The following is a 12,555-nucleotide window of genomic DNA, read 5'->3' as shown; positions in this document are numbered from 1 at the left end:
AATGACGGCGTGACTGCGGCCCCAGCCATTGACAAGAGCCGGATCCACTCTCTGACCCGACCGAACATGGTCAGCGTCGGGACGATCGTGTGGCTCTCCAGCGAACTCATGTTCTTCGCGGCGCTGTTCGCGATGTACTTCTCGATCCGCGCGGCTGCGCCGGAGCAGTGGGAGAAGCACACCGAGGCGCTGAACATCCCGTACGCGACCACCTTCACGGTGATCCTGGTGCTGTCCTCGGTGACCTGCCAGCTCGGCGTCTTCGCGGCGGAGAAGGGTGACGTGCACGCGCTGCGGCGCTGGTTCACCGTCACCTTCGTGATGGGCCTGATCTTCGTGCTCGGCCAGCTGAACGAGTACCGGCACCTGGTCGCCGACGGCGTCAAGATCAACGAAGACGGTTACGGGTCGATGTTCTACCTGACCACCGGGTTCCACGGCCTGCACGTGACCGGCGGTCTGATCGCCTTCATCATCTTCATGGTCCGTACGACCATGGGCCGGTTCACTCCGGCGCAGGCGACCTCGGCGATCGTCGTGTCGTACTACTGGCACTTCGTCGACGTCGTGTGGATCGGGCTGTACGCCATGATCTACTGGCTTCAGTGATCTTGCGCGTCACATTCCGCACTGCTGCTCCGTCCCCTGAGACAGGTCCAACCGGTTAAGGACACCGCTCATGACTTCTGACAACGACCGCCGACGCGGTCTGCTCGCGCGGTTGCGCGGGCGGCCCGCCGTGCGCAGCAGGGGCCGCCGCCGCCTGGGCGCAGCGGTCCGGCTGATCGCCGCGCTGATGCTCGCCGGCGGTGCCTACACCGTCTTCGCCCCCGGTGCGCAGGCGCAGGACAACCCGCCGCTGACCGGCGCCGCCGCCGAGGGCAAGGCGCTGTTCGACGTGAGCTGTGTGACCTGTCACGGACGCAACGCCCAAGGCGTCGAGGGTCGCGGACCGAGCCTGATCGGCGTCGGCGCGGCCTCGGTCGAGTTCCAGGTCAGCTCCGGCCGGATGCCGCTGGCCCGCCAGGAGGCCCAGGCGCACCGCAAGCCCCCCGTCTTCACCGACGAGCAGACCCGCCAGCTGGCTGAGTACATCCAAGAACTCGGCGGCGGCCCGGTCGTGCCCGAGGGTGACGCAATCCGCGACGGCGGCAACGTCGCGGCCGGCGGTGAGCTGTTCCGGGTCAACTGCGTGCAATGCCACGGCTTCGGCGCCGGCGGCGGCGCGCTCTCCTCGGGCAAGTTCGCCCCGAGCCTGCACCCGGCGACCGACCGGCAGATCTACGCGGCGATGCTAAGTGGCCCGCAGAACATGCCGGTGTTCGGCGACAACCAGATCACGCCGGAGCAGAAGGCCGACATCATCGCGTACATCCAGGAGACGCTGAAGCACGACCAGGACCCGGGTGGGTTCAACCTCGGTCGGTACGGGCCGTCCACCGAGGGCCTGGCGATCTTCCTGGTTGGCATCGTGGCGCTCGTCTTCGCCAGCCTGTGGATCGCGGGTAAGTCGTGACCGAGCGGATCTTCAGTTTCAGTGCCGTGGTGCCGCTCGGCGCCACCCGTAGCGAGGTGACGGCATGAGCACGCACACCGAGCACCAGGCCCCGCAGGGCCGGGAGCCGCTCGACGTGAACGACCCCACGCTGACCCGGTTCGACATCGTCCGTGAAGGCGCACGCCGGGACGACATCGAGATCGTGCACTACGAGCCGCAGGTGCTGCCCGGCACCAAGGCCGAGCGCCGGCTCACCCGGGTCGTGGCCGGGTTCTTCCTGATCACCGGCCTGGCGGCGACCGCCTTCCTGGCGATCTACATCTGGTGGCCGTGGCAGTACGAGCCGGGCCGTGGCGGCGACAAGTTCTACACCCCGCTGCTCGGCGCGACCCTCGGCGTGGCCCTGCTGGCCGTCGGCTTCGGCATCCTGACCTGGGGCAAGAAGTTGCTGCCCAAGGAGGTCTCGATCCAGGACCGGCACGAGGGCGTGGTGGACGCCGAGGGGCGCACCATCACCGGTCAGACCATGCTCTACCTGGCCGACGAACTCGGTGTGAAGCGCCGCCCGCTGCTCGGCATCTCGCTGCTGGCCGGCCTCGCGCCGGTCGCCGCGGTCGCCGCGGCGCCCCTGGTCGGCGGTCTGATCTCCCAGCCACACAAGAACAACCAGATGTTCACCACCGGGTTCGGCGCCGCCGAGGGTGGTGAGCGGATCCGCCTGGTCCGCGAGGACGGTCGCCCGATCCGCCCGGCGGACGTCAGCGCCGGTGGTCAGATCACCGTCTTCCCCGGCATCGAGGAGGGCGTGAGCAACAAGCACGCCGACTCGCCGACGCTCCTGATCCACCTGCGCAGCAGCGACGCGGAGCAGTCACGCCGGGCCAACGAGCGGATCGGCCACGGCGACTACATGTGGGGCGACTATGCGGCGTTCTCCAAGATCTGCACGCACGCCGGCTGCCCGGCCAGCCTGTACGAGCAGCAGACCAACCGGCTGCTCTGCCCGTGCCACCAGTCCCAGTTCCTGATCACCGACAACGCCCGGCCCGTCTTCGGCCCCGCCAGCCGGCGGCTGCCGCAGCTGCCGATCGAGGTGGACTCCGAGGGCTTCTTCGTGGCGAAGTCCGACTACACCGAGACCGTCGGGCCTGATTTCTGGGAGCGGCCATGAAGCGTCGAAAGTTTGACCTTGCGGCGACGCCGGGCAAGGCCGCGGTGGGAGTGGACGACCGCTTCCAGGTGGCCACGCCGCTGCGCAAGCTGCTGAACAAGGTCTTCCCGGACCACTGGTCCTTCCTGCTCGGCGAGATCGCGCTGTTCTCGTTCGTCGTGCTGCTGCTGACCGGTGTGTTCCTCACCTTCTTCTTCGAGCCGGCGATGACCGAGGTGGTCTACGACGGCAGCTACGCGCCGTTGCAGGGCACCCCGATGTCCGCCGCGTACGCGTCCAGCCTGGACCTGTCGTTCGACGTCCGCGGCGGTCTGGTGATGCGGCAGATGCACCACTGGTCTGCGCTGCTGTTCATGGCCGCGATCGTCGTGCACATGCTGCGGGTCTTCTTCACCGGCGCGTTCCGCAAGCCGCGGGAGACCAACTGGATCATCGGCTCGCTGCTGTTCTGGGTCGGCTTCCTGGCCGGCTTCACCGGCTACTCGCTGCCCGACGACGGCCTGTCCGGCACCGGCCTGCGGATCGCCTCGGCGATCATGCTGTCCATCCCGGTGATCGGCTCCTGGGTCACCTCGTCGGTCTTCGGCGGCGAGTTCCCGGGCACCATCATCATCAGCCGGTTCTTCATCGCCCACGTGCTGCTCATCCCGGGTCTGCTGGTCGCGCTGATCAGCGTCCACCTGGGTCTGGTCTTCAAGCAGAAGCACACCCAGTGGCCCGGCCCCGGCCGGACCAACGGCAACGTGGTCGGCGAGCGGATGTTCCCGCGGTACGCGCTGAAGCAGGGCGGCTTCTTCATGGTCGTCTTCGGCGTCATCGCGCTGCTGGGCGGTCTGTTCCAGATCAACCCGATCTGGCTGTTCGGCCCGTACGAGGCGTGGGTGGTCTCGGCCGCCAGCCAGCCCGACTGGTACGTCATGTTCCTCGACGGCTCGACCCGACTCATGCCGGCCTGGCAGATCAACATCCCGATCGGCGACGGGTACGTCATTCCGCCGCTGTTCTGGCCGACTGTCGTGCTCCCCGGCATCCTGGTCGGCCTGTCGACGATGTACCCGTTCCTGGAGGCCCGCCACCTCAAGGACCGCAAGAGCCACAACCTGCTCCAGCGGCCCCGTGACGTTCCGGCCCGGACCGCCGTCGGCGCCATGGCCGTCGCGTTCTACGTCGTTCTGACGCTCTCCGGCGCCAACGACGTGATCGCGGACAAGTTCCAGATCAGCCTGAACGCGATGACCTGGGCGGGCCGGATCGGCCTGCTGGTGGTCCCGCCGCTGGCGTACTACGTCACCTACCGGCTCTGCCTGGGTCTGCAGCAGCACGACCGGGAGGTGCTCGCGCACGGCGTCGAGACCGGCATCATCCGGCGCCTGCCGGATGGCCGGTTCGTCGAGGTGCACCAGCCGCTCAGCGCGTCCAACGGGCACGCGGACGGCCACGGCCAGCTGGAGTACGTCGGCTGGGTGGTGCCCAAGAAGATGAACCGGCTCGGTGCCCTCGGCCCGGCCATCCGGGGCTTCTTCTACCCGATCGAGAAGCCGGTCGAGGCGCCGGTCTCGCCGGGGCACCCGCCCGTCGAGGCCCGACCCGAGCGCGAGGAGATCGGCAGCGGCGAGAGCCGCCGCTGACCGCCCGATCGCAACCGTTACGGGGCGCCCGCCGGATTTCCGGCGGGCGCCCCGTCGTATCCGTATCCACCGCCCATCCGGCCAGGAGTCGGACGGCCACGGCGGGACCGGCCGACCCGCGCGAGGAGGGGATCGCAGGAATAACCCCGGTGAGCCGGGTATCCGTGCGGTCCAACGTCTCAAGGGGGGGAACATGTTGGGTATCAAACGCCTCGGCCTGTTGGCCGCGCTGGTACTGGTCGGCGTTGCGCCGGCCGCGGCCGCGCAGGCCGCGGCACAGCCGTCGACGCAGGACACCCAGTATCTGCAGGCGGTGCACCAGGTGAACCTGTTCGAGATCACCGCAGGTGACCTGGCCCAGCAGAAGGGTCAGAACCAGGGGGTCAAGGACCTGGGCGCGATGTTCAAGACCGACCACACCCAGCTGGACCAGACGGTGCAGCAGACCGCGTCGCAGCTCAACGTGGAACTGCCGAACGAGCCCAGCGCCGATCAGCAGGCGGTCATCGACAAGCTGAACAACGCCAGCGGCGCGGAGTTCGACCGGCTCTGGGTGACCAGTGAGCTGGCCGGTCACGTCCAGGCCATCCAGGCCACCCAGACGGAGATCTCGCAGGGCTCCGAGCAGTCGGTGGTCCAGTTGGCCCAGACCGCCCTGCCGACGCTCCAGGCGCACTACGACGAGCTGGTGCAGCTCGCCAACCAGCTCGGTATCCCGGTCCCGCAGGCCAGCGCCAGCGGTACGCCCAGCCCGGGTGGCACCGAGTCGCCGGCTCCGGGCGGCAGCACCGAGTCCCCGGCTCCGGGCGGCACCACCGAGTCGCCGGCTCCGGGCGGTGGCTCCACCGAGGTGCCGGCTCCCAGCGAGAGCTGACCCAGCGGCAGCAGACGGCCGGTCCACCCGCGCGGGTGGACCGGCCGCTGTGCGTCCGAGGCCGGGCGGCGGGTCAGTCGGCGCTCGCGAGGCCGATCGCGAACGCCTCCTCCAGGTCGAGCTGCGAGTACGCCCGGAAGGCGATGTGCGACTCGGTGTTCAGTACGCCGGGGACCTTGGAGATGCTGCCGGCGATGACCTGGGCGATCTGGTCGAACTCGCGGACCCGGACGATGGCGATGAGATCGACGTGCCCGGCCACCGAGTAGACCTCGCTGACGCCGGGGAGGTTGGCCAGGGTTTCCGCCACCTCGGGAATCGCGTCGGTGGCGCAGTCGATCAGCACGATCGCGGTGATCACGGGGCATTTCTCCGTTCGTCGGCGTCGTCGCCCATGCTAGATGTTTCCGGCCGGACCCGGAGGGGGAGCCGCCGCGGCTGCACCGTGCGCGGCGGCGGGCACGGTACAGCCGTCCCCGAACCGGATCACGTCGTGCAGACGTTCCCCGGCGCGTACGACCGCCCCCGGCCACACCACGGTGCGGCGTATCTCGCCGTCGACCCGCGCACCGGCGCCGACCACCGACTCCACGCAGCGGCCGGTCACCGTCGCGGACGGGTCGACCAGTGCCCCGCCGGCCGCCGCGTGCAGATTGGCCGCCAGGTAGTCGGCCGGGGTGCCGGTGTCGTAGAAAGTGCCCGGGTACGGCACCACCTCCAGGTCGCCGGCAGCCTCGGCGGGCCGCCAGAGGGCGCGTACCAGGTCCGAGAAGACCACCGGCAGGTCACGGACCAGTCGCCAGGGCAGCAGCGAGAAGCCGGTGAAGCAGTGCCCGTCGAAGGTCCCCGGCGCCGTCGGGTCCTCGGCGGGCTGGCCGAGCAGGCGCACGGTGTGCCCGTCCCAGCCGTCCAGCAGGGCGGCGACGTCGGGGCCGGGGGGAGTCGACGGGTCGGCGAGGTACGCGTCGGCGTTGCCGACCAGCACCGGCCGGCCGTCGATCCAGTCCCGCAGGTTGGCCACCCCGCCCGCGGTGCCCAGCGGGTCGCCGGGCTCCACCGACAGGTGTGCGCGGTCGCCGACGTGGTTGACCACCTGGTCGGCGAGGTAGCACGCGTTCACCGCGACGTGCCCGGGACCGGCCAGGCCGAGCCCGGCCAGCCGGGCCAGCGCCCGGTCCAGCAGCGGCACGTTGCCCACCGGGCACAGCGCCTTGGGAACCCGCTCGGTGAGCGGGCGCAGTCGGGTGCCCTCGCCGGCGGCGAGCACCACCGCGCACACCCGGGCCGGTACGCCGGCCGTCGCGGTCACGGCAGAGTGTCGGGCACCGGTGGCGGGAACTGCCCGGCCAGCGGCCCGATGTCGTAGTAGGCGAGCAGCCGGGCGGTCGGCCAGGTCAGCTTGGGCAGGTCGTCCAGCGGATGCCAGGCAGCCTCGAAGACCTCCGCGCCGTCCACCACCAGCTCGGTGTCGGACGCCGGCACCTCCGTCTCGAAGACCACGTCCACCCAGCCCTTGGCGTGCACGATCGCGTTCGGGACGGCGGGGCGCAGCCGGGACGGGGGGAGCCGGATGCCGGACTCCTCGAACAGCTCCCGGGCCGCGCCCGCCACCGGCGCCTCACCCCGGTCGAGCAGGCCGGCGGGCAGCGACCACCCCTTGCCGGGCGGCTGGCGCAGCATCAACAACCGGCCCGCACCCGTCGCCTCGGAGTCGCGGACCAGGGTGACCGCACCGACGATGTACTTGGGCACGGCCAGCTTGACCAGACGCCGGCGTACCGGCAGGGGCAGCCGGTAGAAGGCCTGGTAGAAGATGGCCCGACCGGTGGCGCGGGAGCGGGGGATCATGATTCCAGGCTAGTGGTCACGAATGTCCCTCGGACGCGCTGGGGCCGCCCAGGTCACTGTCGATGGTCGACCAGGTCGATGAGCTGGCGTACCACGGTGTCCGGTTCGATCACCCGGTCGAAGACCGCGACGAGCAGGGTCTCCAGGTCGGGGTAGCCCAACTCCTCGGAGAGGCGCAGCAGCGGCAGGTCACTGGCGAGGCCCCGGTTGTGTTGACGCAGGGCGAGCCCGATGGTGGCCCGGCCGAGGCGCACCTTGTCGCTGATCGTGATGCCCGGCTCGGTGTGCTCGGCGAACCAGCGGTTGATCTGCATCTGCGCGTGCGGTGACTTGACGAAGCTCAGCCACTCCCGGCGCGGCCCACGCGGTGCCACACCCGCCTCGAAGCCGTTGTCGCCGTCGCTCTCGGTGAAGATCTCCACCACGTCGCCCTCGTCCAGCTCCGAGCTCAGTGGCGCCAACCGGCCGTTGATCCGCGCGGCGAGACAGTGGTCGCCGCGCTCGTTGCCCAACTCGTAGGCGAGGTCGACGGGCGTGGCGCCGGCCGGCAGCACGACCTGCCGTCCGTCGGCGAAGACCTGGATCTGACCCTCGGCGAGGTCGCAGCGCAGCGACTCCAGGAACTGTGCCGGGTCGGCGGCGTCCGGCTCCCAGTCGAGCACCCGGCGCAGCCAGTCCAGCTGCTCGGCGCGGGCCGTCGCGCTGCCGCTGCCCGAGCTGGGGAAGCGGAAGTCGGCGGCGATGCCGTACTCGGCGGACCGGTGCATCTCCTCGGTGCGGATCAGCACCTCCACCGTGCGGTCCTGCGGGCCGCAGACGCTGGTGTGCAACGACCGGTAGAGGTTGTTCTTCGGTGAGGCGATGAAGTCCTTGAAACGGCCGGCGACGGGACGCCACGTGCCGTGGATCGCGCCCAGGGCGGCGTAACAGTCGGTGGGCGGGCCGTCGACCACCACCACGATGCGCGGCAGATCGTACGGCGCGGTGTGGCCGCCGGCGATGGTGTCCTTCCAGATCGAGTAGAGGTGCCGGGGACGAGGGCTCACCTCGGCGTCGACCCGGCCACGACGCAACGCCACCCGGGCGCGGGCGACCACCGAGTCGAGGTACGAATCCCAGCCGGGCCGGTCGTGCACGTGCCGGGCCAGCCGGGCGTGCTCGTCGGGCTCCAGGTGCAGCAGCACCACGTCGTCCAGCTCCCGCTTGAGGGTCTGGATGCCCAGCCGGTCGCAGAGCGGGACCAGCACCTCCTGCGTCTTGCGGGCGATCCGCTCCCGCGACGACGCCGAGCGCACACCGAGGGTGCGCATGTTGTGCAGCCGGTCGGCCAGCTTGATGATCAGCACCCGGACGTCCTTGGCGGCCGCGACGATCATCTTGCGGATCGTCTCCGCCTCGGCCGCCTTGCCGTAGAACGCCTTGTCGAACTTGGTCACCCCGTCGACCAGGTGGGCCACCTCGCCGCCGAAGTCCTCGGAGAGCGCCTGGAGCGTGTAGCGGGTGTCCTCCACGGTGTCGTGCAGCAGCGCCGCGACCAGGGTGGTGGTGTCCATCCCCAGCTCCGCGCAGATCTGCGCCACCGCGAGAGGGTGGGTGATGTACGGCTCACCGCTCTTGCGGAACTGCCCGCGGTGCATGTTCTCCGCGATGGTGTACGCCCGGCGCAGCACCGCGGGGTCGGTGCCGGCGTGGATGCCGCGGTGGGTGCGGACCAGGTGGGTGACCGGGTCGGAGTCGGTGGTCGGCCAGGTGAGCAGTGACCGCAGCCGGCGGGCGAGCGGCAGCTCACCTGGCTGGGTCGGAAGGGCGCCCCCCAGGGCGGCGCCGTGTCCGGCGTCGACGTCCACGAGGGACACCTCCTCACCCCGGCTCCACGACGCCGAGACCCGACGCCGGGAGCAGGCCCTCGAATCGGGCAGGACTGCACTTCTCTAACAGCCTAAGCGAGTCGACGTAGTCCGATCGGTCACTTGGTCATGAGCGTTCGGTCGAGAGTTGGTGGGACGAGGCGTTCTCGGCCTTCGCCAGCAGGTCACCGAACCGCCCCGCGCCACCCACCGGCGACGACCAACCGGACGACATCTCCACCAGCCGGGTCTCCGGGCGCTCCAACCAGGACAGGATGCGCTCGGACTCCTCCGCCGTGGCCGCCGGCACCGGCCCGTGCCCACCCGACACCGTCTCGGCGGTGGCCCGGATGGTGGCCAGCGTGGGTCGCGGGTGGACCCCCGGCGGGGACACCCCCGCGCCGGCCAGCCGGCCGTGCCGGACCAGGGCCAGCTCCCAGCCACCCCGGGCCGCCGGGCGGGCCGCGGCCAGCTCGACGATCCCGGTCAGCGCGGTCAGCCGCTGCATCCGCACGGTCGCCCGCAGCACCGCGGCCAGCCGGTACCGCACCACGGCCGCCTCCTCGTAGCGCTGGTCGGCCGAGAGCACGTCGATCCGGGCCAGCAGCGCGTCCACCACCCGCTGCGGGTCACTCGTGGTGGCGGTGCGGAACGGCGCGGCGGCTCTGTCGTCGTACTCCTCGGGGGTGATCCTGTGCTCGCAGGGTGCCGGGCAGCGACCCAGCTCGGCCAGCGCGCAGGCCGGCGTGACGGTACGCAGCGAGAGCCGGTGCGTGCACTGGCGCAGCGGCACCGCGTCGTGGAAACCGGCCGCGGCCAGCTCGGCGGCGCGCCGGGAGGTGAACGGCCCGAGGTAGGCGGTGTCGGTGGGGGCGAGGTCCCGGACGATCGACAGCCGAGGGTACGGACCGTCGGTGAGCTTGAGCCAGACCATCCGCTCCGGGTATTTCGACCGCCGGTTGTACGGCGGGGCGTGCGCGGCGATCAGGCGCAGCTCGCGGACCTCCGCCTCCAGCGAGTGCGCGCACTCCACCGCCTCGACCCGTTCGGCCGCGGCCAGCATCTCGGAGATCCGGGCACGTTTCTCACCGGCCGTGAAGTAGCTGCGCACACGGGTGGCGATGTCGCCGGAGGTGCCCACGTAGAGCGGCCGCTCGTCGGCGGCCCGGAAGATGTAGACCCCGGGGACCTTGGGCAGCCCCTCGGCCAGGTGCCGCTTGCGGCGCTGCGTCGGGGTGACCGCCCGGGCGAACTCGATGGCGTCACCGACCGTGTCCACCCGGTGCCCGCCCAGCCGGCCGATCAGCCCGTGCAGCACGTCGACGGTGGCCTTCGCGTCGTCCAGCGCGCGGTGGGTGGGCTGGGTGGCGGTGCGGAAGTAGGCCGCCAGGGTGCCCAGCTTGCGGTTGGGCACCTCGTCGCGGGTCAGCACCCGGCGGGCGAGCGCGGCCGTGTCCAGGACGCGGGGGTTGGGCCAGCGGTAGCCGTGCTTCGCGCAGGCCGCCTTGAGGAAACCCACGTCGTACGGGGCGTTGTGGGCCACCAGCACCGCGTCGGCGATGAACTCCAGGAAGCTGGGCAGCACCTGCTCGATCGGCGGTGCCGGCAGCAGCATGGCCTGGGTGATGCCGGTCAGCACGGTGATGAACGGCGGGATCGGCTGCCCCGGGTTGACCAGGGTCGCCAGCACACCCAACTGCTCACCACCGCGCACCTTGACCGCGCCGATCTCGGTGATGCCGCCGCCGTCCGGCGCGCCGCCGGTGGTCTCCAGGTCGACCACCACGAAGGTCGTCGCGTACAGCGGCAGCGCCGGGTCCACCCCACCCACCGCCGGGTCGAGACCAGCGAGGGACTCCTGGACGTACTCCGCCTGTGCCATCGCCGGCACGCTAGCGCCTCGGTCCGACACTCCCGTCGCAGCGGCCCCACCAGCAACCATGGGGCTAGGATGAGAGATCGGCTCACTCACCGGGCGGTGGGCCCGCCAGCGGTGGGAGACTTGCCACATGCCCCTCACCGAGCCGCACGACGACCACCTCCCGCCGGAGGATCCGGTCGCGCGCGACGGTGCCGTGGGCGATCCGCCCGCTGGCCCGGCGCTCGGATCGGGCGGCGGTGAGCCGGCGGTCGAGCCGGAACCCACCCTGCCCGAGCCGGTCCGGCAGCGGATCGTGGCGTTGACCGCCGCGGTGCTGCCCACCCTGCCCGCCGACGAGGTCCCGGTGCCGCTGCGCCGGGTGGCCAAGTTCGCCCCCAACCGGCGGGCCCGACTGGGCGCGCCGGCGATCGCCGCCCAGCTCACCGCCGACCCCCTGTTCCGGCAGCGGGTCACCGCCCGGGTCCTGGCCGACGCCGGTGACCTCGGCTCGGCCGTCGTCGAGGGCACCGCGCCGGCCGCCGCCGACCCGGTCGAGGTGGCCGCGCTGGCCTACCTGGCCCGGCCCCGTGGCTGGCGGGCGCTGATCGACGCCAGCGGCGCGGCCGTCCGCGCCGAGGCGGACAGCGCGGTCGTCGCCGAGCTGGTCCGCGAGGCCGAGCAGCGGGCCACCCGCGCCGAGCACGACCGGGCGGTCGCCCGGGTCGAGGCCGAGAAGCTCCGCGACGAGCTGGCCCGGGTCCGTGAGGAGCTGGGCCAGCTGCGCGAGGAGTCCCGACAGTTGACCCGCACCCTGCGGGAGACCCAGTCCCGCGAACGGAAGGCCACCGAACTGCTGGCCACCGAGCGGGGCCGCGCCGCACGCGCCAGCGCCGACGTGGACGCCGAGCTGCGCCGCGCCCGCGCCCGGCTCGCCGAGGCGGAGGCCGCCGCCGGGGTGGCCCGGGCCAGCGCCAAGGAGGCCCGTTCGGTCGACGACGCCCGGCTGTGGCTGCTGCTGGAAACCATCGGTCAGGCCGCCGTCGGGCTGCGCCGCGAGCTGGCGCTCGACCCGGTCGACAAGCTCCCCGCCGATTTCGTCGCCGACGCGTTCGCCGAGCAGCCGGGCACCGCCGGGGCCGGCCCGGCCGCCCGCGCCCGCGACACCGACGACCCGGCCCGCCTCGACCAGCTGCTCGCCCTGCCCCGGGCGCACCTGGTGGTGGACGGCTACAACGTCACCAAGCGCGGCTTCGGCGAGATGTCCCTGGAGCAGCAGCGCAAGCGCCTCATCACCGGGCTGGGCGGGATCGCCGCGCAGACCGGCGACGAGGTCACCGTCGTCTTCGACGGCGCCGAACGGATGCACGGGCTGCCGCCCGCCCCACGCGGCGTGCGGGTGCTCTTCTCCCGCAAGGGCGAGACCGCCGACGAGCTGATCCGGCGGCTGGTCCGCGCCGAGCCGGCGGGCCGCCCGGTGGTCGTGGTCTCGTCCGACCGCGAGGTCGCCGACGGGGTACGCCGGCACGGGGCGTACCCGTTGGGGGCCGACTCGCTGCTGCGCCGCCTCGCCCGCTCCTGACGCCGTCCGCGGAGGTGTTCAGCGGCGCCCGCGGTCCCCGCGACTTGCTCCAACGCGACCTGTCGGACGGTGCTTCTGTCCCGCGCTCGGGCCGGTTCGACGCTCGGGCCGCCGCCAGTCAGCTGGTCGGTAGTCGCCGGGCCAGCTCCCGACCCAGGGTGGGATACCCCGATATCGCTGATCTGGAGTGGATCTAGCCCTGAAACGGGCGGTCGGACGGGGTTCCTGTCGTACCCGGTGGTTAGTGTC

At 71.7% G+C, this 12,555-nt stretch carries 11 protein-coding genes; 6 read left to right on the top strand and 5 right to left on the bottom strand.

The genetic code is table 11. The annotated features are described in order from the left end of the window. Positions 1–9: 9 nt before the first annotated feature. The 5 genes from AB0H52_RS04725 (at position 10) to AB0H52_RS04705 (ending at position 5,171) form a co-directional block, all read left to right on the top strand. On the top strand, positions 10–609 hold the full coding sequence (locus AB0H52_RS04725; RefSeq protein ID WP_151489529.1) for a heme-copper oxidase subunit III: 600 nt from the start codon (positions 10–12) through the stop codon (positions 607–609). 70 nt (positions 610–679) lie between these two features. Then, on the top strand, positions 680–1,516 hold the full coding sequence (locus tag AB0H52_RS04720; RefSeq protein WP_151489528.1) for a cytochrome c: 837 nt from the start codon (positions 680–682) through the stop codon (positions 1,514–1,516). 64 nt (positions 1,517–1,580) lie between these two features. Continuing rightward, positions 1,581–2,669, top strand: a complete 1,089-nt coding sequence (locus AB0H52_RS04715; RefSeq protein WP_151489527.1) for a Rieske 2Fe-2S domain-containing protein — start codon at positions 1,581–1,583, stop codon at positions 2,667–2,669. Further along, positions 2,666–4,297 carry a ubiquinol-cytochrome c reductase cytochrome b subunit gene (locus AB0H52_RS04710; protein WP_151489526.1) on the top strand — a complete coding sequence of 544 codons (1,632 nt, stop codon included), beginning with the start codon at positions 2,666–2,668 and terminating at the stop codon, positions 4,295–4,297. Before AB0H52_RS04715 ends, AB0H52_RS04710 begins: the two co-directional genes overlap by 4 nt. Before the next feature lie 193 nt (positions 4,298–4,490). Further along, positions 4,491–5,171: a DUF4142 domain-containing protein gene (locus AB0H52_RS04705; RefSeq protein WP_151489525.1), complete on the top strand. Its 681-nt coding sequence runs from the start codon at positions 4,491–4,493 to the stop codon at positions 5,169–5,171. A gap of 73 nt (positions 5,172–5,244) precedes the next feature. Here AB0H52_RS04705 and AB0H52_RS04700 read toward each other — a convergent pair whose 3' ends face one another. The 5 genes from AB0H52_RS04700 to AB0H52_RS04680 all read right to left on the bottom strand — a co-directional run bounded on the left by AB0H52_RS04700 (position 5,245) and on the right by AB0H52_RS04680 (position 10,748). After that, positions 5,245–5,532 (bottom strand): Lrp/AsnC ligand binding domain-containing protein, encoded by a 288-nt coding sequence (locus AB0H52_RS04700; RefSeq protein WP_151489524.1) that lies wholly within the window; start codon positions 5,530–5,532, stop codon positions 5,245–5,247. 36 nt (positions 5,533–5,568) lie between these two features. Further along, positions 5,569–6,480, bottom strand: coding sequence for a sugar phosphate nucleotidyltransferase (locus tag AB0H52_RS04695; protein ID WP_151489523.1), 912 nt, complete (start codon positions 6,478–6,480; stop codon positions 5,569–5,571). After that, positions 6,477–7,019: an NUDIX domain-containing protein gene (locus tag AB0H52_RS04690; RefSeq protein ID WP_278121771.1), complete on the bottom strand. Its 543-nt coding sequence runs from the start codon at positions 7,017–7,019 to the stop codon at positions 6,477–6,479. Before AB0H52_RS04690 ends, AB0H52_RS04695 begins: the two co-directional genes overlap by 4 nt. A 53-nt stretch (positions 7,020–7,072) precedes the next feature. After that, the gene (locus AB0H52_RS04685) at positions 7,073–8,866 is read right to left on the bottom strand and encodes an HD domain-containing protein (RefSeq protein ID WP_151489537.1); all 1,794 of its coding nucleotides are present in this window, start codon (positions 8,864–8,866) and stop codon (positions 7,073–7,075) included. A gap of 127 nt (positions 8,867–8,993) precedes the next feature. Further along, positions 8,994–10,748: a DEDD exonuclease domain-containing protein gene (locus AB0H52_RS04680; RefSeq protein ID WP_357945249.1), complete on the bottom strand. Its 1,755-nt coding sequence runs from the start codon at positions 10,746–10,748 to the stop codon at positions 8,994–8,996. A 127-nt stretch (positions 10,749–10,875) separates the two neighbouring features. On the opposite strand from AB0H52_RS04680, the gene AB0H52_RS04675 reads away from it, so the two are divergent. Then, on the top strand, positions 10,876–12,306 hold the full coding sequence (locus AB0H52_RS04675) for an NYN domain-containing protein (protein ID WP_357945246.1): 1,431 nt from the start codon (positions 10,876–10,878) through the stop codon (positions 12,304–12,306). Positions 12,307–12,555: the final 249 nt, after the last annotated feature.

The sequence above is a fragment of the Micromonospora sp. NPDC050695 genome (genome assembly GCF_040654415.1).
Lineage (GTDB): Bacteria > Actinomycetota > Actinomycetes > Mycobacteriales > Micromonosporaceae > Micromonospora.
The sequence above is the reverse complement of the archived record's forward strand: the minus strand, read 5'-3'. Positions and strand labels throughout refer to the sequence as shown.

Coding starts and splice junctions, on each gene's coding strand:
- AB0H52_RS04675 (WP_357945246.1), top strand. CDS start 10,876: ATGCCCCTCACCGAGCCGCACGACGACCACCTCCCGCCGGAGGATCCG.
- AB0H52_RS04705 (WP_151489525.1), top strand. CDS start 4,491: ATGTTGGGTATCAAACGCCTCGGCCTGTTGGCCGCGCTGGTACTGGTC.
- AB0H52_RS04690 (WP_278121771.1), bottom strand. CDS start 7,019: ATGATCCCCCGCTCCCGCGCCACCGGTCGGGCCATCTTCTACCAGGCC.
- AB0H52_RS04720 (WP_151489528.1), top strand. CDS start 680: ATGACTTCTGACAACGACCGCCGACGCGGTCTGCTCGCGCGGTTGCGC.
- AB0H52_RS04710 (WP_151489526.1), top strand. CDS start 2,666: ATGAAGCGTCGAAAGTTTGACCTTGCGGCGACGCCGGGCAAGGCCGCG.
- AB0H52_RS04715 (WP_151489527.1), top strand. CDS start 1,581: ATGAGCACGCACACCGAGCACCAGGCCCCGCAGGGCCGGGAGCCGCTC.
- AB0H52_RS04680 (WP_357945249.1), bottom strand. CDS start 10,748: ATGGCACAGGCGGAGTACGTCCAGGAGTCCCTCGCTGGTCTCGACCCG.